This window comes from Vibrio sp. 10N.222.55.C7, from assembly GCF_041473335.1.
Classification (GTDB): Bacteria; Pseudomonadota; Gammaproteobacteria; order Enterobacterales; family Vibrionaceae; genus Vibrio; species Vibrio crassostreae_C.
The window spans coordinates 1-18,001 of record NZ_JBFRSC010000072.1; the positions used below are offsets into that span (position 1 = coordinate 1).

Here is an 18,001-nt window from a genome sequence, read left to right on the forward strand (position 1 = left end):
TGTGCTCGCACCCTGGGGTTAATAGTGCGCTTACTTTTAAATAGATTGAACTGTAATATTTCCTTACAAATTAGAGAGTTAATTAATTGCTATATATACAGTATTTACGGAGACTTATAAGGTAAATTTCAATAACTTGCAGTATGATTCTTTACACAGATCGTCTGTTTTATGCACTATTCTAATTAGAAAATATAGCTATGAATAATAAAGTAACGTTTTCATTTGTTTTTTTAATGACCCTATCGGGATGCTCCAGTCACCAGCAGCATACTCAGGTTATTGAGCAAGCCAATAGTTACGACATAGTTCATCAGTCTGGGAATAATAATCCTGATGTGAACAACAAAGTGTTACTAATTAATGAAGTCTCTATTAATGAGCAGTTAGATCATATTGAAACCGGTCGTTATTTCGCCAAAGACAGCGGTGATAATACTTACTATATTTTTGATAGTAAGAATATTGATGACTCAAGTCTCGAGTTAACTAAGCTTATTGAACAGACTCGCTTAGCCAGCGATTACGGGTATGTTGGTGCTTATAACGCTATTGATACAGCTGGATTTATGGTCAGTAGTTCAACTTTGAACCCGAATACTACTCTGGCGTTAAACTCGATTAAAAATTTATATTATAGCCATTCAAAATATAATGATGAAAGATTGTTCATCATTATTACTGGTCATACCGACTCCTCAGGTTCGTGGCAATACAATAAGCAGTTATCACGAGATCGTGCCGACTCAGCGGCGCGCTACTTAATGGCACAAGGCGTTCCGAATGAAGCGTTATTACGTATGGCAGCAGGGCCTGATTACCCGATTGCTAAAAACGATAGTGTAGAAAATAAAGCGAAGAACCGTCGTGTGGAGTTCTTTATTACTCATGATGTGAATTTCATTAGTGATTACTATCGTTCAGCACCTTGCTTCTCTAATGGCTGTGAATCCAGAGAGCTTCAGGCTGTTGGTTATGCACGTGATGGCAAGGTCACGACGAACTCTCGTCACATTCCAACCGAACTGAAAACAATTCGTGTGGCGAAAGAGCCAGAAGAAGTTCGCAGTTTTGAAGCTGAAGAGTTACAGCAAGAGCGTACCCAGTCTGAAAAAAACATTCGTTATCGTTCTTTGTCGCTGCCGCCAACGCGTGGTTAAACGACACTTCGTTACATCATAGGCAAAACCAAGGTAGAAGGATTTATCTAGGTTTCGTAATTTTGGCTCTTAGTATAGATAGTTATTGGGCATGAATAAGCAATATTTTTATTATTTACTTTTAATATTGGCACTATCAGGCTGCTCTTCTCCTGAGCGTGTGGATTATATAGATAAAGAAAACCAACCAGTCGAGGGTATGCAAGAGACCGCTTTAACTCGCAAAGAAGAGGCGCTTTCTGAGGTAGAAAAGGACTTTTCTTGGGTGGCTGAAGTGGGTGATGATGAGCTGTACTTTCCTGTTGAGAAGGCGGGGGGCTATGTGCATTTCTACCCAAGCCAGCAGGCAGGGGAGCCGCTTAATGAACTGGGAGATGGGATTGCGATTTTACGTAATTTATCGGCCAGCTCTGGCTTTGCCGTTAATAGCGATAAGTTGAATAGTGACATAAAAGCTCAGCTAGCCGAGGTTGCGGTGACTTATCATGAAAGGCAAGCGGCGCGTGATAATCAGCTTTTAGTGATTACTGGTCATACTGATGCGTCTGGCTCATGGGCTCATAATATTGATTTATCGCTAAGGCGAGCACTGTCAACCGCTCGTTACCTAGAGCAGCAAGGAGTGCTACATAATTCACTCGTTTTGATCGCGGGTGGTCCTGATTATCCTATCGCAAAAAATAACAGTCAAAGTAATAAGGCCCGCAATCGCCGTGTGGAGATCTTGATGACTGAAAATGAGCAGTTTGCTTCTCACTTATACCGTCATTATCGCTGCGCCGGGCAATCATGTAATGCTCGTTCTATGGAAGTATGGGCTTATTCCCGTGATAAGAAAGTGAGTAGTGATCTACGTGACTTTGAGTCTTTTAGTGAGCTTCGTTCTGATTTGGAGCTATTGGCAAAAGAACGTACGGGGCCACAAGTAAGAAGAACCTTTAGAAAGGCACCATTTTCGGTGTTTATATACCGAGAGTTCGATATAAAAAAATATATTAGTAAATAGAATTAGAAGATTTTACTACTTTAATATTTAATCATTTTGATACGTTAGGGCGAGAAATATACATGCAACAGGTGAAAACGGATATTGAAAAATTTATGGTGCAGCGACCGCTTGAAAGTGCGGTTATAGCCAAGGACCTTAGTCAGGATATTCAGCGTAAGGTTCGTGAGGAAGTGGAAGCTGCAGAGCAAACGAACTTGGTTGTTACCGACCATAATTCACACACCAATGGAATGCTATCTGTTATTCGCGATCCTCTTGAGCATTTGGGGCGTTGGTACTCTGATTTTTCTCAATTGCAAACTCGTTTACGTAAACATGCTGATGAGTCAGCATACATGAAGAAAGATACTGAGTATCAGCAAGTTTGTAACACGAAAGCCGATGCTTTAGCGGCGAAAAAAACCAGCTATGTTCAGGAAAGTGGCTATCAAGATGCGAAAGATGAGTTAGAAAAAACCAAAACGCGTTACGATAAAATGTTTAATTCTGCCGGTGGTAAGCCGCCGAGAAAAGTGAACCCGCTGATTTACTCGCTGGGTCTGCTTATTCCTAGTGTGCCAGAGTTTTGGATGAACTATGAAACGTTAGGTGAACTGCTGAATATTCCTCTGTTTGCTTTAGCGTTAGCGTTTGTGAGTGCCATTGTTACTGCGGCAGCGGCTCACTTTCATGGCAAGTTCTTAAAACAACGTTTAGAGCTGATGGGACCGGATGTTGAATCTCGTGAAAAGCGACAACACTATCGAATGCAGGCTTTTGCTTGGTTGGCGTTAATTTCGATTACGGTCGGTATCTTAATGGTTCGTTATCAAGCGATTGCTCGTGAATTAGCCGCGGTTGATATGGGTATGTGGGGCGATGCATCGGCATCTCAAGAGTCGGCAATGATGCTGTTATTCCCATTCATCATTTTCTCTATTGCACCTTGGTTTATCAGTATGTTCTGTGCCTATGTGTTAAATGATGCCAAACCATCTTACCAGGAAGCGCAAAAAGATTTCACCAGTGCTCGTGAGCGTTTTAACCGTTTGGATAAGGGTTTGAATAAAGAGTTAAACCAGGTTGAAGCGAAATTTTCTAAGCAGATCGCTGAGCTAGCGAATGCGCAAGAAGCTGAATTGATGGAATTGAAAAAGATTGAGCGTTTGCAAGAAGAGTTGGCCAATCATGCTGATGGTATTCTTGGTCAGGTGCATAAAGAGGTTAACCGCAACTTACGTACTTACCACAATAATCTAGTGATGCAGCTTCGTGCTAAGCAGCTTGAGGAAGTGAAAATTGGTGCGGAGATGAAGAGTTTAGATACTTACTACAAGCATGATATTGCGATTAGTAAAGATCAATTACTGAATATGGTTGCGTAATTCTATGAAAAATATGATGAATAAAATTAAATCTGCCGCGCTACTGACTGCGCTGTGTGCGCCACAAGCATTTGCTTCTGGGATGATTAATACGGGTGGCTTTGATGCTGCTAAGTACTGTCTTAGTGAGGGGGCACCACGTCAAACTTATTTGGTGATTGATTCGACGTCCATTCCAAACAATAGTGCCAGTTGGGCGCAAGATATTATGCAAACTCTACCGCCGTCATATTTGCCAAGTGAAGAGATTGGTATCTATTATCTTTCTCCAAATGGCGATATGTCTCATGCCTTTACGACTTGTTTTCCTAATGTGAATGCATTAGAAAGCGGCGGTTTATTGCGAGCGGCTCCTGAACGCGTTATCCGTGATGATATGCCAAAGTTGACGCGTTTAATGCAACGTGGATTAGGTGAAGCGATGCAGGCGAGTCCTCATACAGCACAACCGGATTATGACCGTGCTGTGCCTGAAAAGGATTTAGCGCGTAGTTTGTTTCAAGTGACTAATGATATCCGTTTGAACTCAACGCCAATTCGTTTGGTAGTTTATTCTGATGGCATTCAAAATAGCTCAGATGTTTCATTAACGGACTTAAGTGATAGCGATGCAGCAAAAGAAGCGGGTATTGTTCTAGCGGGCAAGCACAATGCTAACTTTAATAATGCGACGGTGTATTTCCACGGGATTGATTCAACGGGTGTGCGTAATGCTCACTTAGCTGCGTTTTGGGAAAGTTACTTGCAAGCTAGTGCTGGTCACTTGAAGAGTTTTTCTTCTAACTTACCAGGTATGAATCGCACGCAATATAATATGCCGGCTATTTCTGACAGTTACTCTGGTGTGATTAAGTCTCAAGGCGTTGAAACGCTGTTTAAATTGCGTATTGAGCGCCCGGAAGGTTTGTCTCGTGGTGAAATTAATCAAGCGTTTGCGAGTATTAATGGCTACGGCATGATGCTAAATGGCAGCTTTGAAACGAAAGGTAATAAGGTTGAGTACAAACTGGAGATTGTTCAGCATCACTCAGGGCTTGATTTTGAATCGGGTGATAGCATTGTTTTGACAGAGAGTGGACAAAAGGCGTCTGGTTTTATTGGTGATTTGAACCCATCGACGATGCAAGCGGATACCAACAATAAGTTCCAGTTCGATCTTGTGTTGGAAAAAGATAATTTCTTAATGTTCTAAATCTTGCAAGAGCTTTTCGTTTCGAAAGCGCTTTAAGGTATTACTAATAGCCTAATTCATACCTCAACGATCGATGTTTAAGTGTATCGGTTAGGCTTTCTTTCGGTTCATCGCGGCTTTCCGGGGAAAGCCGCTTTTATCTTCAAGAAGAAGTAGTCGGTATCTCGATACCCATACCCCATTCGCTTGATTAGCTTTATCTTGTTGTTTATCCCTTCTAGGGTGCAGGTGTTTAGCGGATAACTTGCCGATGCGATAATACCGTGAAGATAAGGACTCAGTTTTCGTGCGAACTCTTTCAATGGCTTAATTCCACTCTCTTGTACTTGTGACCACCACGCCGCGTTGAAGATATATACCATTCAGACTGAACCCTTCAAAAGGGCTTTTCGACACTAAAAGTTATTCGTATTTTCCTAACCAAACAGATTTCTCTAAGAAGATTCTGCCCCATTCGGTGTTACGTTTGATTTGATTCCCACTTGACTACCTAGTCGTTCAGCATACTTTTTCTTATGAATGGGGGCTACTAGATGTTATTGTAAGCTGTTGTTATATAGTGCTTATAGGGCAGTGATATGGAAGGTGTTGTTAGGGTTGCTTTGGCTCAATACAGAGTTAAAAGCAGAAATATTGCAGTGAACATGGAATCTCACAAAGAGCTATGTGTGCAAGCAGCGCATTTAGGTGCGAATATAATCACATTCCCTGAGCTGTCGTTAACAGGCTATGAACCCGAATTATTATCAGAATTAGCAATAAATCGCTCATCACCATTGATTGAAGAGCTTTCTAGTACTGCGGTATCAAATGGTTTGACGATTATTGTTGGATGTCCTTTAAGAAGTGAGCACTCAACTCCTTATATAGGGGCTGTTGTTTTACATGCTAGCGGAGAGGTAAATTACTACCAAAAGCAATACCTTCATGAAGGAGAAAATAATTACTGCGTTGCTGGCGATGATAATTACTTTTTTAGCGTTAATAATGTGAAGGTTGGACTCGCTGTTTGTGCCGATTTTACAGAGCCAATGCATTACAGCGATGCCAAGGCTGCAAATGTCGATATATACCTAGTAAGTGCACTGATTTCAAAAAAAGGTTTCTCACTAGATAGTGAGCTGCTATCTAGTATTGCAAAGAAGCTTGATGTACCTGTCTTGCTGTCAAACTTCGTTGGAAAGACAGGAGGTTGGGACACGGCTGGAAAATGTAGCGTCTGGGACAGTGAAGGTGAGATTGTTGTTCAAGGCAGCGAGATACTGGAGGGTATCACGGTGTGTACAATTACGAACGGTAAAATTGATAATATGTACTTTCAATCACTGGACAAAGCTGGCTCAGAGTAGCTCGGCAAACTCAGAAATGCCCCGAAGTGAGCCGGAGTGAGATTGAACCTAATTTCAATTATCTGAGTTTTGGTTTACTTTTCCTAATGCTTAGAATTCTAACTTTGTGGCCAAATTTGCTAATTCACAACAGTAAGAAAGAAGCAGATTAGTGAAAAAGAGGGATTAGCGCAGCTACCTGCGTTTTGAGTCTACGAACTTAGCCAGATCTTCCAGATGAACCACCAACTTTGCCTTTTGCCCTTCCCCCATAGCCACGACAGGAATGAGCAAACTTCCCGAAAGGTAATGACGCCTTGCAACTCTATAGGTAACTCCTAAGTACTTTTCACAAAGCTCTGAGAGCGGGATAAGGACCTTTCCATGTTGCTTTAGAAGCAAGTCAAAAGTTGAGATTCTTTTCATAGCCTCGATCTCCAGTTATCTACTGGTTATACTATGAACAATGATTTGAAAAGTTTGGCAAAATAGCAGGACGTTTTTACGTGTTTCGACTTTGACTAGCAGATTTATGATATGAAAAGTTAACTATGGGCACTCAGTGGGCACAAACCAATAATTAAATATTTGTAATTCATTAGGTTAGTTAAAATTCGCTACTATCGAGCATTGGAGCGACAGACAATCTACATGAATGTGTCATGGTAAAGTACCCTGGTAGCGAGTCAAAAAAATATGCTGGAATACCCAGCAAAAGCAAGGTCGGCTATTGTAAATGCTATGCCCTGTTTGTGCTATATGAACTTTACCTCATACTTTTTTATAAACCTATTCACCAGATCTCTAATTCAACCTCATTAATCAGTTATGCCTTGAGTCACACTGTCATTTTGAGTTACCTTGTCTTATTCAAAGTCGTGGGTCACAATACGCTCTGTACCTGACTTTAATAGAAATCATTGGCTCCCAAAACGTAGTAACCTAGAAATAAGGTTTGATTAGGGATGTCCGATTGAATGGTGAAAAATTTGGACCACACATTAATAGAGCAAGTTGAAGGGATATGCGCATCGCGAGGCGTTAGATTAACACCTCAAAGAAAGCGAGTGTTTGAGCTCATCCTCTCTAATAAAAAAGCCTCCAGTGCTTATGAATTATTAGAGCAGTTGAAAGTCAGTGAACCGCAAGCCAAGCCACCTACAGTATATCGCGCTTTGGATTTCTTGTTGGAGCAAGGTTTCATTCACAGAGTTGAGTCAACCAATAGCTTCATATGCTGCTGCTCTTGCAATGCCAACAAACATTTCTCCCAACTACTGATCTGCGATAAATGTGGCACTGTGATAGAACTGCAGGACGATGCGCTTGTCACCCTACTCGCCAGTAACGCTGAGAAGCATGGCTTTCAATTGACGAATCATGTCATTGAATCGCATGGCATTTGCCAATCTTGCTCCTCCGAGATGAAAGAATAAGATTATAGAAGAACATTATGCGCGCTGAATTTGTAAACCCGTTTTTAGCTTCTTTGATGAACGTATTAAAAACGATGGCTTCTCTAGAATTGAAGCCACAAAAACCGAGAGTTAAGAAAGATGAAATCGCTCGTGGTGATGTATCCGGCCTAATTGGTATGGTGGGTACACAATCTCGTGGCTCTATGTCGATCACCTTTGATGAAGGTCTCGCTCTCGAAATCATGGAAAACATGCTTGGTGAACGACCAAACGGCCTCAACGAAGAAGTGACCGATATGGTGGGTGAAATCACTAACATGGTGACTGGCGGTGCGAAACGTATTCTTGCGGAAAGCGGTTTTGACTTCGATATGGCAACACCAATCGTGGTTTCCGGTAAAGGTCATACGATTCGTCACAAGTGTGATGGGGCAATCATCATCATGCCTTTCTCATCTCAATGGGGTAATGCTTTCATCGAGATCTGTTTCGAATAACAGCTGTTTATTTCTAGCAGTACTGAGTATCAACTCAAAGAAGGTTGGCATCATGCCAGCCTTTTTTATTACCTGCGATTTAACCAATGCTTGCTATACAGATACAAAAGCGCCAACCCGAAGGTTGGCGTTTTTTTGGTGCTATCAACTCAATTAAGCTTTAAGCGCTTTAAATGCGTTGATTAGACCGTTAGTTGAGCTGTCGTGAGACGTTACTTGAGCATCGTCAGCAAGCTCTGGAAGAATTTGGTTTGCTAGTTGCTTACCAAGTTCTACACCCCATTGGTCGAAGCTGAAGATGTTCCAGATAACGCCTTGAACGAAGATCTTGTGCTCGTACATCGCGATTAGGTTACCTAAAGAGCGAGGGTTGATTTGCTTAACAAGAATAGAGTTCGTTGGACGGTTACCTTCAAATACTTTGAAAGGTACAAGCTCAGCCACTTCTTCAGCTGTTTTGCCAGCCGCTAGGAATTCAGCTTCCACTGTCTCTTTTGTCTTACCGAAAGCAAGCGCTTCAGTTTGAGCAAAGAAGTTAGACATTAGCTTCTGGTGGTGATCAGATGCTGGGTTGTGGCTGATAGCAGGAGCAATAAAGTCTGATGGGATCAGCTTAGTGCCTTGGTGAATCAGTTGGTAGAAAGCGTGCTGACCGTTTGTACCTGGTTCACCCCAGATGATAGGACCAGTTTGGTATTCTACTGGATTGCCGTCACGGTCTACAAACTTACCGTTTGATTCCATGTTGCCTTGCTGGAAGTAAGCTGCAAAACGGTGCATGTACTGGTCGTAAGGTAGAATTGCTTCTGACTCAGCGCCGTGGAAGTTGTTATACCAAATACCGATAAGCGCAAGGATTACTGGAATGTTGCTTTCAAACTCAGTTGAAGCAAAGTGGTTATCCATCTCGTGAGCACCTTCTAGTAGCTCAACGAAGTTATCGAAGCCAACAGATAGTGAGATAGAAAGACCGATTGCAGACCATAGTGAGTAACGACCACCAACCCAGTCCCAGAATTCGAACATGTTGTCAGTATCAATACCAAACTCAGCGACCGCAGTTGCGTTAGTTGATAGTGCTGCGAAGTGTTTAGCTACGTGTGCGTTGTCACCCGCTTCAGCCAAGAACCAATCACGTGCAGAGTGCGCGTTAGTCATTGTTTCTTGAGTCGTGAATGTTTTAGATGCCACTAAGAATAGCGTTGTTTCTGGGTTAAGAGGCTTAAGTGTCTCAACGATGTGAGTGCCATCTACGTTAGAAACGAAGTGCATGTTTAGGCGAGTTTTGTATGGCGTTAGTGCTTCAGTCACCATGTATGGACCAAGATCCGAACCGCCGATACCGATGTTTACAACATCAGTGATCTCTTTACCTGTGTAACCTTTCCACTCACCAGAAACGATGCGGTGTGTGAACAGTTCCATTTTTGCTAGTACAGCGTTAACTGCTGGCATTACGTCTTTGCCGTCAACCATTACTGGCTTGTCGCTACGGTTACGTAGAGCAGTGTGAAGTACTGAACGACCTTCAGTCTTGTTGATTGCATCACCACCGAACATTGCTTCGATTGCAGACTTAACTTCAGTCTCGTTCGCAAGAGCAAATAGGTGCTGCATAGTTTCAGCATCGATAAGGTTCTTAGAGTAATCCACTAAGATGTCAGAACCGAAACGAGTAGAAAAGCTCTCGAAACGCTTTGCATCTTGAGCAAACAGCTCTTTCATATCCATATCTTGAGCAGACTCAAAATGTGCCGTTAGAGCTTTCCACGCTTGTGTTTGCGTTGGGTTGATATTTTTCAACATGGTATCTATCCCGATGTTACTGTAGGTTTTATTCTAAACGTCACCTGGGTGATGAATAGAACCCCCGATTAGGCGAAAGTTTATATTTTTCTGTGATGACCAAACCGCGTCACCACTGAAAGATTCTTTGTAATTTTTTTTCACGACGTATTATGCCGCATATGAAGAGCTGTACCTTGAGATAAATCAGGATTAGATTTCCTGACAGAAGAATCGGTACAGACTCTAGCTCTAACATAATTAAATGTGAGCGATACCTGATAAATTCAAGTTCAAAAGATAGCGTTAAACCACTTTTTTTCCAAATACATTATAAAGGATGGCGTATGTGGATTCAGAAGACTATACACCTAAATGCACGAAAGCGTGGATTTCATCTCATTACTGATGAAATTGAACAACAGATACACGATATCAATTCTCTATCTGTTGGTTTATTACATCTTTTTATCCAACATACCTCTGCCAGCCTCACGCTAAACGAGAACGCTGATCCTACCGTCCGTACCGATATGGAGTCGCACTTTAATAAGTTTGTCCCAGAGCGAGCGCCCTACTACAGACACACCTATGAAGGTGATGATGACATGCCTGCCCACATTAAAGCATCGACACTTGGCACCAGTGTGACAATACCAATTAGCAATGGTCGTTTAGCTTTAGGAACATGGCAGGGCATTTACTTAGGAGAGCACCGAGATTGTGGTGGAAGCCGAACTGTGATTGCTACGATGCAAGGTGAGTAGACGGCTTGAAAACAAGATCTCCTTAATAAAAACAATATCTTGTTAATAAAAAAGAGTGGTGTGTTTCCACGACCACTCGAATAAAAATAGTATTTGGCCTACTGTAGGCCAAAAGGTTTAGAAGGGCTGGTTTATCATAACCCTAAAGGCCCCTTCGTCACCACCTCGCGCCAACTCAGCACGTACAACAATGCCTTCCACTTGGAAACGCACCGCGCCGCCTAAGCTCCATTTCATGTCCGAGTGCAGTGTTTTGATGTCGTACTCATCGGCAACGCGCCCTAATTCAGCAAACGCTACCCATTGCCACCAAGGCAAATCGTAGTAGTTTATCAGTGGGATATCGCCAAGTGGTTGCCAGTCAGGAAGTACTCGGTACTCAGCAGAATAATGAACTGCAGAGCGACCGTGATAACGACCTCCGGTATAACCTCGTAAACGATACAAGCCACCCAATCGAGCTTGCTCCGTTTCTGGTGGGCGAGCACAATCTTGCCCAGAGCAGTTATCCCACGTTGGCGTGTCAGCGGTATAGAAATCAAATGCTAAAACTTGTTGATCGAATAAGTCCCCTAAAGGACCTAAAGCAAAGTACTGGCTATTTTGGAAGGTCCACTTAAGCCACAAGTCATCGTTAGACCAACTCTCTGCGCCAGTGGTGAACTCAAGGTTAGTGTGAGAACCTCTGGTCGGGTTGCGTGTGCTATCACGATTATCCCAATCGAACGCCAAACTAAAACCGGTCGCCTCTTCAGTATTATTTAAACCTTCTAGCTCACGAGCAGTATAAAAAGGTGTAAATAAAATCGAACTGACACCCGATTCGACTGGCGAAGCAAAACTGACCTCTTTGATTGGTTGAAACGCGCCGAGTAAGCCATGCTCTGCAACATTGCCCCAAGGCAGCAGATATTTAAATTCAAACTGATAATTCTGCTCTAAGCCATCAACTATAGTTTTGTCATCGATAGATGAATCGTTATCGCCTTGAGAGCCAATATAATAAGGATTGTCGTTGAAGCGCGCTTGATACATCTGAGTGCTAAACAATACGTTCTCAGACAAGGCATAGTTAAAAGCCGATAGAAAACCGACGTAACTGTCTTTGTCTGAATAGAGTGCCATACCAAACAGAGCGGCTTGAGGTTGCCAAACACCCTTTGCGACACCCGCAACCCCAAAGGTGTTACCCATGGTTTCGGTGCTGAAGTAGAAAGGAACAAAGGCTGAATCTTTTTCTTCACTCACAGCGGAAGAAGAAAAGCTGACACCGAGTAATGTCATTGCAGACATTAGCCAGCTTCGAGTCGTTCGCTTGAACATAATTTACTTATCAAGATCCATGATTACTTCACATATTCCATCGCAACACGCGAAGTCAGCTTAGTGACTAACTCGTAAGCGATAGTGCCGATATGTTCAGCCACTTCTTCTGAAGGTAAATCTTTACCCCACAGAGTCGCTTCATCGCCGACTTTATCTGCCGCATCAGGGCCTAGATCAACCGTTAGCATGTCCATTGATACACGTCCTGCGATCGGTACTTTTCGACCGTTAACGAACACTGGAGTACCGTTAGGTGCAGTACGAGGATAACCATCACCGTAACCAATCGCGATAACACCAACCTTGGTATCACGTTCACTGGTCCAGTTTCCGCCATAACCCACACTTTCACCGGCTTTCACATCGCGAACGGCAATTAGGTGTGAGGTCAGGGTCATCACAGGCAAAAATCCAAGCTCTTGCGCTGATTTATCAACAAACGGAGAGACACCGTAAGATATGATTCCCGGACGAACCCAATCAAGGTGGCTATCTGGCCAAGCGAGTAAACCCGCAGAGGCAGCAAGTGAACGCTCCCCTTCACAACCTTCAGTAAGCGACAAGAAAAGCTCTGTCTGTTCAACGGTGGTTGCTCTATCCAGTTCATCAGCACAACCGAAGTGGCTCATGTAACGTAGAGGTTTGGCAACATTCGCACATTGATGCAAACGCTCAACAAAGTTTTGGTATTGCTCAGGGCGAACACCTAATCGGTGCATACCACTGTCGACTTTTAGCCATACCACAACGGGTGTTTCCAAATCCGCATTCTCTAGCGCGCTTAATTGCTCTTCACAATGCACCACCGTTTGAATGTTATTGGTCACCAAGATTGGCAAATCGCCCGAAGAGTAAAATCCTTCCAGCAACAAAATAGGTTTAACAATGCCACCAGCACGAAGTTGTAACGCTTCTTCAATACGCGCCACACCAAAAGCATCAGAGCTTTTTGAATGCTTGGCTATATGCAGTAAGCCGTGTCCGTAGCCATTGGCTTTCACAACAGACATGACCTTGCACTGAGGAGCCTTCGACTTTATCTGGTTCAGGTTATGTTCGAGCGCGTTTAAGTCAATGCTCGCCGTCGCCGCTTTCATGTAAGTCATTAGCGATTACTCATCATCAAATGCAGGGCCTGCATAGTTATCAAATCGGGAGTGTTGGCCTTGGAACGTAAGACGAACCGAACCGATCGGACCGTTACGTTGCTTACCAAGGATGATCTCAGCAATGCCTTTCAAGGAACTATCTGGGTTATAAACCTCATCACGATAGATGAACATGATCAAATCGGCATCTTGCTCAATCGAACCTGATTCACGCAAATCCGAGTTTACTGGGCGCTTATCAGCACGTTGCTCTAGGGAACGGTTAAGCTGAGAAAGTGCCACAACCGGAACGTTGAGCTCTTTTGCTAACGCTTTCAATGAGCGAGAAATCTCGGCGATTTCAAGAGTACGGTTATCAGATAACGAAGGCACACGCATTAATTGAAGGTAATCTATCATGATCATAGAGATACCATCGTGTTCACGAGCGATACGTCGAGCACGAGAACGCACTTCTGTTGGCGTTAGACCCGAGCTGTCATCGATATACATATTCTTCTTATCCATCAGAATACCCATACTCGACGAGATACGAGCCCAATCTTCATCATCTAGCTGACCAGTACGAATCTTGGTTTGGTCTACGCGAGAAAGTGACGCAAGCATACGCATCATCAGCTGTTCGGCTGGCATCTCTAGCGAGAAGATTAAAACCGGTTTGTCTTGCTTCATCGCCGCGTTTTCACACAAGTTCATCGCAAATGTGGTTTTACCCATCGATGGACGAGCAGCAACAATAATTAAGTCAGAGCCTTGTAGACCTGCTGTTTTCTTGTTGAGGTCGTTGAAGCCAGTATCGACACCTGTCACACCATCTTGCGGCGTTTTGTATAGGATCTCGATACGTTCTAGCGTCTTCTCTAGAATGCTATCAACGTTTTGTGGACCTTCGTTTTCACTTGCACGGCCTTCGGCAATCGCGAAGACTTTACTTTCAGCAAGATCAACCAGCTCTTCCGAAGTACGACCTTGAGGGTCATAACCAGAATCAGCAATCTCATTCGCGACACCAATCAGGCTACGAACAAGTGCACGTTGCGCTACGATATCCGCATACGCATTGATGTTTGCGGCACTTGGTGTGTTTTTCGCTAAGTCAGCAAGGTAAGCAAAGCCACCCACTTCTTCAAGTTGCTCACGCAGCTCTAAATGTTCAGAGAGTGTAATAAGATCCAGAGGAGAACTTTCTTCAAGGATATCCTTTACCGCTTCAAAGATCAGACGGTGAGGACGGCTATAAAAGTCTTTGGCCACAACCTTTTCGGCAACTGTATCCCAGCGTTCGTTATCTAATAACAAACCGCCAATAACAGATTGCTCAGCTTCTAATGAATGTGGCGGGACCTTGATGGCGTCCACCTGATCGTTGGCTGATTTCTGACTTTTGGTATCCACTATGACTACACTCAATAACTAATAATGATCGTTCATTATACCCAAGAACATCCGTTTGTAATCCGATCCTATGAGTTTGTTTTATTCTTCAGGAAGAATTTACCTATTGCTGACGGAATTAACCAAGGGTAGCATTACGATCCTGCCATTCACTCACTGTATAACTAGAGGTATGCGTGTCCAAATTATTGGCTCTGAGCACTGGTCTTCTAAGCACTGGTCTCCTGAGCGCTCCGATGGCCTTAGCTGATGATGCTAAAGACTCTGTTGATGCAATCCTCGACTCTATAGTAGTTTCAGAACCTACTTCTGAGCCGATCGTCGTTGCACCGACACCTGAAGAAAAAGATATGGATATCGCACCGAGTGATACAAGTGATACAGAACTACCGAGCCCGCTAAAAACGGAAGTCGAATTTGGATATCAGTCGCATACTGGTAACTCTGATTCACGAGCGCTTAACGCACGCCTTAACGGTGAGTACACGGCTGGCCGTCATAGAACCAGTGGTGAATGGAAATACTACAACCTCTACAAAGATGGCGAAGAAGATAAAAGGCAATCGACTTACTCAGCTCAGAGTGACTACAAGTTAAGCCCTAAAACCTACCTTTACGGCAGTTTCAAAGGAGTCGACTCGAGATACAGTGCTTACTTTAAGGACTACACAATTTCGAGTGGTTTGGGTTACCAGTTTTCGAATACCGAAGAGTTTGTGTTGGAAGTCGAAGTGGGACCAGGTTTTCGTTACCAAGAACCGAACCTTGATGAGATTGATGATGATGACATCATCTTCCCAGAGATTGTTGAAGAGGCAATTTTCCGTGGCAACGTGAATACGTCATGGCAGGTGTTGAAGAATTTGCAGCTCAAGGCAGACGTGACGCTTGTCTCTGGTCACAGTAACCTAAAGTTTGATACTGAGTTAGAAGCCATCAACGATATTACTGACAATATCGCGCTGAAGATCGCTCACTCTCGCCAGTACCACGATAAAGTGCCTGAAGGCTTAAGCAAACAAGACTCTGTTCTATCGATCAACTTGCTCTTCCAGTTCTAATCTTAGGCCACCTCTAACCTTGAGAACAACTTGTTCAGCAATAACAGCTTATGGATCACCGTAAGCTTTTTACCTACTGTAGCCCTTTCTTGTACTTTCCTATATTCCAGACATAAAAAAACACCAGCCGAAGCTGGTGTTTAAAACTTTCAAAAGAAAGAATTCGTCTTGGTACTGAAATTACTCAGCTGCAACGATAGCGATTTTCGCAGTAGCAAAAACTTCAGAGTGAAGTTGGATGCTTACTTCGAATTCGCCGATGTTACGTAGAGCGCCTTCAGGTAGGCGTACTTCGCTCTTAGCTACTGCAACACCTGCCGCTGTAATAGCGTCAGCGATGTCACGAGTACCGATAGAACCGAATAGTTTACCTTCGTCACCAGCTTTAGAAGCGATTGTAACGCCTTCTAGAGTGTTAACGCTCTCTGCACGAGCTTCAGCAGCAGCTAGTTGCTCAGCAACTTTAGCTTCTAGTTCAGCACGACGAGTTTCGAACATAGCAACGTTGTCTTTAGTTGCCATAACTGCTTTACCCTGTGGGATAAGGAAGTTACGAGCGTAACCAGATTTAACGTTTACTTGGTCGCCAAGGCCACCTAGGTTACCGATCTTATCAAGTAGAATAACTTGCATTATCTTAGTCCTCTTAAACTATTATTAACTATTACCGATTACTGATGCTTGTCAGTGTACGGTAGTAGAGCTAGGTAACGAGAACGCTTGATAGCGCGAGCTAGTTGACGCTGGTACTTAGCGCTTGTACCAGTGATACGGCTAGGTACGATTTTACCAGCTTCAGTGATGTAGTTTTTAAGAGTTGCTACGTCTTTGTAGTCAATCTCTTGTACGCCTTCTGCAGTGAAACGGCAGAATTTACGACGACGGAAGAAACGAGCCATGGGCTATCTCCTGATCTTAAATTTAGTAAAGCGGTCTTTCACAATTATCGAAATAACTATCAATGACCTTAAACAAGTTGAGAATTTTTTAAGGCATTAAGCCAAAAAAGAATTACTCAGCAGCTGCTTCTGGTTTAGCTTCTGTACGCTCTTCGCGACGAGGAGCACGCTCTGCACGCTCTTCTTTTTGCTTAAGCATAATAGATTGCTCAGTCACAGCGCCTTTAGTGCGCATGATCATGTTACGTAGAACTGCATCGTTGAAACGGAAAGCAGTTTCTAGCTCGTCAATCACTTCTTGACCAGCTTCAACGTTCATAAGAACGTAGTGAGCTTTGTGAAGCTTGTTGATTGGGTAAGCCATTTGACGACGACCCCAGTCTTCTAGACGGTGGATAGTACCGCCAGCTTCAGTGATAGAACCAGTGTAACGCTCGATCATGCCAGCAACTTGCTCGCTTTGATCAGGGTGAACCATGAATACGATTTCGTAATGACGCATTTGGTTGCTCCTTACGGATTATTAGCTTCCACGAGTGGCCCGGTCGTCCAGAGGAAGCAAGGAACTAAAGATAAATGACCGAGTTTTAAGGACGGCAAATGTTATAGAAAGAACCCGGTATTGGCAAGCGCTATTTGGTGAATAATGAAACAGTTTTTCTGTCGCCATCTAGCCATCCGACAAACCGATGGATTTTGCTATAACAGCCTAAAAAGAAACGCCCACCAGCAAGTGGTGAGCGCTAATAAATTCATAGACTTAAAGCAGCGTTAACGCATTACTGAGCTAAACGCTGTCTTACCGCTTCGAACAGGCAAATACCCGACGCCACAGAAACATTTAAGCTCGATACGCTACCTGCCATTGGAATCTTAATCAGATCATCGCAAGTTTCACGAGTTAAACGACGCATACCGTCACCTTCGGCTCCCATCACAACTGCAAGTGGGCCTGTTAGTTTCGCTTGGTAGATATCATGCGTTGCTTCACCTGCCGTACCCACAAACCATACGCCTTGTTCTTGCAATGCACGCATAGTACGAGCAAGGTTAGTTACACGTACAAGAGGAACCGTTTCAGCTGCGCCACATGCAACCTTGCTTACCGTTGCTGTTAACGGCGAAGAGCGATCTTTAGGTACGATAACAGCAGCGACACCTGCGGCATCCGCGTTACGTAGACAAGCGCCTAGGTTATGAGGGTCTGTTACGCCGTCTAGAACTAACAGCAAAGGCTGTTCGTGCTGCGCTAGGATATCGTCTAGGTGAGTTTCATTAAGCTGCTTAGCAGGCTTCACCTTAGCAATAAGACCTTGGTGATTCGCACCTTGTGCTTTTTCATCCAACGGCTTACGACCCATCTGTTGAATCGACACACCAAACTGTTGCAGTTGGTTCAGTAATGGAAGAAGACGCTCGTCTTGGCGACCTTTCAATACATACGCTTCGATAAAACGTGCAGGATCTTTTTCTAGTACGGCTTTCACCGCGTGAATACCGTAAATAAATTCGTTACTCATTGTCTCAACTTACTCTTATTGCTCAGAGATGAATGACATCAATGCCGATGCATCCACCTCTGTGTTGTTCATTTCGAGAGTATGCGTCTTGTGCCTGATACTCTCGCATTAAAGTCATTTCACACTAAATCAGTAGGCGCTAAACCTGATTAGCAGAGCGCCTTATTAGCC

18 protein-coding genes and 1 pseudogene are annotated in these 18,001 nt (G+C 43.5%); 9 read left to right on the forward strand and 10 right to left on the reverse strand.

Annotated elements, in window-relative coordinates:
• Positions 1–200: 200 nt before the first annotated feature.
• The 4 genes from AB4482_RS22110 to AB4482_RS22125 all read left to right on the forward strand — a co-directional run bounded on the left by AB4482_RS22110 (position 201) and on the right by AB4482_RS22125 (position 4,725).
• On the forward strand, positions 201–1,160 hold the full coding sequence (locus tag AB4482_RS22110; RefSeq protein WP_102319822.1) for an OmpA family protein: 960 nt from the start codon (positions 201–203) through the stop codon (positions 1,158–1,160).
• A 91-nt stretch (positions 1,161–1,251) separates the two neighbouring features.
• Positions 1,252–2,166, forward strand: coding sequence for an OmpA family protein (locus AB4482_RS22115; protein ID WP_102319821.1), 915 nt, complete (start codon positions 1,252–1,254; stop codon positions 2,164–2,166).
• 62 nt (positions 2,167–2,228) lie between these two features.
• Positions 2,229–3,533 carry a hypothetical protein gene (locus AB4482_RS22120; protein ID WP_372181714.1) on the forward strand — a complete coding sequence of 435 codons (1,305 nt, stop codon included), beginning with the start codon at positions 2,229–2,231 and terminating at the stop codon, positions 3,531–3,533.
• 13 nt (positions 3,534–3,546) lie between these two features.
• Positions 3,547–4,725, forward strand: a complete 1,179-nt coding sequence (locus tag AB4482_RS22125; protein WP_372181715.1) for a hypothetical protein — start codon at positions 3,547–3,549, stop codon at positions 4,723–4,725.
• Positions 4,726–4,832: 107 nt separating this feature from the next.
• Here AB4482_RS22125 and AB4482_RS22130 read toward each other — a convergent pair.
• Positions 4,833–5,063: pseudogene (locus tag AB4482_RS22130) on the reverse strand (transposase); the annotation flags it as partial.
• Positions 5,064–5,303: 240 nt separating this feature from the next.
• Here AB4482_RS22130 and AB4482_RS22135 point away from each other — a divergent pair.
• A complete protein-coding gene (locus AB4482_RS22135; RefSeq protein WP_372102902.1) occupies positions 5,304–6,074 on the forward strand; it encodes a carbon-nitrogen hydrolase family protein in 771 nt (256 codons plus the stop codon).
• A 174-nt stretch (positions 6,075–6,248) separates the two neighbouring features.
• On the opposite strand, the gene AB4482_RS22140 is transcribed toward AB4482_RS22135, so the two are convergent.
• On the reverse strand, positions 6,249–6,479 hold the full coding sequence (locus AB4482_RS22140; RefSeq protein ID WP_372181717.1) for a pyocin activator PrtN family protein: 231 nt from the start codon (positions 6,477–6,479) through the stop codon (positions 6,249–6,251).
• Positions 6,480–7,030: 551 nt separating this feature from the next.
• Here AB4482_RS22140 and zur point away from each other — a divergent pair.
• Positions 7,031–7,489 (forward strand): zinc uptake transcriptional repressor Zur, encoded by a 459-nt coding sequence (zur, locus tag AB4482_RS22145; RefSeq protein WP_017059941.1) that lies wholly within the window; start codon positions 7,031–7,033, stop codon positions 7,487–7,489.
• Positions 7,490–7,506: 17 nt separating this feature from the next.
• Positions 7,507–7,968: a chemotaxis protein CheX gene (locus tag AB4482_RS22150; protein ID WP_017059940.1), complete on the forward strand. Its 462-nt coding sequence runs from the start codon at positions 7,507–7,509 to the stop codon at positions 7,966–7,968.
• Positions 7,969–8,121: 153 nt separating this feature from the next.
• Here AB4482_RS22150 and pgi read toward each other — a convergent pair whose 3' ends face one another.
• A complete protein-coding gene (gene pgi, locus AB4482_RS22155) occupies positions 8,122–9,774 on the reverse strand; it encodes a glucose-6-phosphate isomerase (protein ID WP_017071572.1) in 1,653 nt (550 codons plus the stop codon).
• Between the two features lie 326 nt (positions 9,775–10,100).
• On the opposite strand from pgi, the gene AB4482_RS22160 reads away from it, so the two are divergent.
• Positions 10,101–10,520: a secondary thiamine-phosphate synthase enzyme YjbQ gene (locus tag AB4482_RS22160; RefSeq protein ID WP_017059938.1), complete on the forward strand. Its 420-nt coding sequence runs from the start codon at positions 10,101–10,103 to the stop codon at positions 10,518–10,520.
• 117 nt (positions 10,521–10,637) lie between these two features.
• Here AB4482_RS22160 and AB4482_RS22165 read toward each other — a convergent pair whose 3' ends face one another.
• Genes AB4482_RS22165 through AB4482_RS22175 form a run of 3 tightly spaced genes read right to left on the reverse strand, consistent with a single transcriptional unit; the run spans position 10,638 to position 14,350 of the window.
• Complete coding sequence (locus AB4482_RS22165) at positions 10,638–11,843, reverse strand: BamA/TamA family outer membrane protein (RefSeq protein ID WP_372181718.1); 1,206 nt, start codon at positions 11,841–11,843, stop codon at positions 10,638–10,640.
• A gap of 23 nt (positions 11,844–11,866) precedes the next feature.
• Positions 11,867–12,952, reverse strand: coding sequence for an alanine racemase (gene alr, locus AB4482_RS22170; protein ID WP_017065624.1), 1,086 nt, complete (start codon positions 12,950–12,952; stop codon positions 11,867–11,869).
• Between the two features lie 6 nt (positions 12,953–12,958).
• Positions 12,959–14,350, reverse strand: a complete 1,392-nt coding sequence (locus tag AB4482_RS22175; RefSeq protein ID WP_016767560.1) for a replicative DNA helicase — start codon at positions 14,348–14,350, stop codon at positions 12,959–12,961.
• Positions 14,351–14,526: 176 nt separating this feature from the next.
• Between AB4482_RS22175 and AB4482_RS22180 the strand changes: the two genes are divergently transcribed.
• Complete coding sequence (locus tag AB4482_RS22180; protein WP_017071573.1) at positions 14,527–15,411, forward strand: DUF481 domain-containing protein; 885 nt, start codon at positions 14,527–14,529, stop codon at positions 15,409–15,411.
• A gap of 180 nt (positions 15,412–15,591) precedes the next feature.
• Here AB4482_RS22180 and rplI read toward each other — a convergent pair whose 3' ends face one another.
• The 4 genes from rplI to rlmB form a co-directional block, all read right to left on the reverse strand.
• Positions 15,592–16,044, reverse strand: a complete 453-nt coding sequence (gene rplI, locus AB4482_RS22185; protein WP_010434182.1) for a 50S ribosomal protein L9 — start codon at positions 16,042–16,044, stop codon at positions 15,592–15,594.
• Positions 16,045–16,082: 38 nt separating this feature from the next.
• Entirely contained in the window at positions 16,083–16,310 is a 228-nt protein-coding gene (rpsR, locus tag AB4482_RS22190) for a 30S ribosomal protein S18 (RefSeq protein ID WP_000090472.1), read from the reverse strand.
• A 112-nt stretch (positions 16,311–16,422) separates the two neighbouring features.
• Positions 16,423–16,812: a 30S ribosomal protein S6 gene (gene rpsF / locus AB4482_RS22195; RefSeq protein ID WP_004741278.1), complete on the reverse strand. Its 390-nt coding sequence runs from the start codon at positions 16,810–16,812 to the stop codon at positions 16,423–16,425.
• Between the two features lie 277 nt (positions 16,813–17,089).
• Positions 17,090–17,830: a 23S rRNA (guanosine(2251)-2'-O)-methyltransferase RlmB gene (gene rlmB / locus AB4482_RS22200; RefSeq protein WP_017063180.1), complete on the reverse strand. Its 741-nt coding sequence runs from the start codon at positions 17,828–17,830 to the stop codon at positions 17,090–17,092.
• Positions 17,831–18,001 lie beyond the last annotated feature (171 nt).

Bases quoted from the DNA above. Each gene is read 5' to 3' on its own strand.
- AB4482_RS22110 (WP_102319822.1), top strand. From the start codon at position 201: ATGAATAATAAAGTAACGTTTTCATTTGTTTTTTTAATGACCCTATCG.
- AB4482_RS22115 (WP_102319821.1), top strand. From the start codon at position 1,252: ATGAATAAGCAATATTTTTATTATTTACTTTTAATATTGGCACTATCA.
- AB4482_RS22120 (WP_372181714.1), top strand. From the start codon at position 2,229: ATGCAACAGGTGAAAACGGATATTGAAAAATTTATGGTGCAGCGACCG.
- AB4482_RS22125 (WP_372181715.1), top strand. From the start codon at position 3,547: ATGATGAATAAAATTAAATCTGCCGCGCTACTGACTGCGCTGTGTGCG.
- AB4482_RS22135 (WP_372102902.1), top strand. From the start codon at position 5,304: ATGGAAGGTGTTGTTAGGGTTGCTTTGGCTCAATACAGAGTTAAAAGC.
- AB4482_RS22140 (WP_372181717.1), bottom strand. From the start codon at position 6,479: ATGAAAAGAATCTCAACTTTTGACTTGCTTCTAAAGCAACATGGAAAG.
- zur (WP_017059941.1), top strand. From the start codon at position 7,031: ATGGTGAAAAATTTGGACCACACATTAATAGAGCAAGTTGAAGGGATA.
- AB4482_RS22150 (WP_017059940.1), top strand. From the start codon at position 7,507: ATGCGCGCTGAATTTGTAAACCCGTTTTTAGCTTCTTTGATGAACGTA.
- pgi (WP_017071572.1), bottom strand. From the start codon at position 9,774: ATGTTGAAAAATATCAACCCAACGCAAACACAAGCGTGGAAAGCTCTA.
- AB4482_RS22160 (WP_017059938.1), top strand. From the start codon at position 10,101: ATGTGGATTCAGAAGACTATACACCTAAATGCACGAAAGCGTGGATTT.
- AB4482_RS22165 (WP_372181718.1), bottom strand. From the start codon at position 11,843: ATGTTCAAGCGAACGACTCGAAGCTGGCTAATGTCTGCAATGACATTA.
- alr (WP_017065624.1), bottom strand. From the start codon at position 12,952: ATGACTTACATGAAAGCGGCGACGGCGAGCATTGACTTAAACGCGCTC.
- rplI (WP_010434182.1), bottom strand. From the start codon at position 16,044: ATGCAAGTTATTCTACTTGATAAGATCGGTAACCTAGGTGGCCTTGGC.
- rpsR (WP_000090472.1), bottom strand. From the start codon at position 16,310: ATGGCTCGTTTCTTCCGTCGTCGTAAATTCTGCCGTTTCACTGCAGAA.
- rpsF (WP_004741278.1), bottom strand. From the start codon at position 16,812: ATGCGTCATTACGAAATCGTATTCATGGTTCACCCTGATCAAAGCGAG.
- rlmB (WP_017063180.1), bottom strand. From the start codon at position 17,830: ATGAGTAACGAATTTATTTACGGTATTCACGCGGTGAAAGCCGTACTA.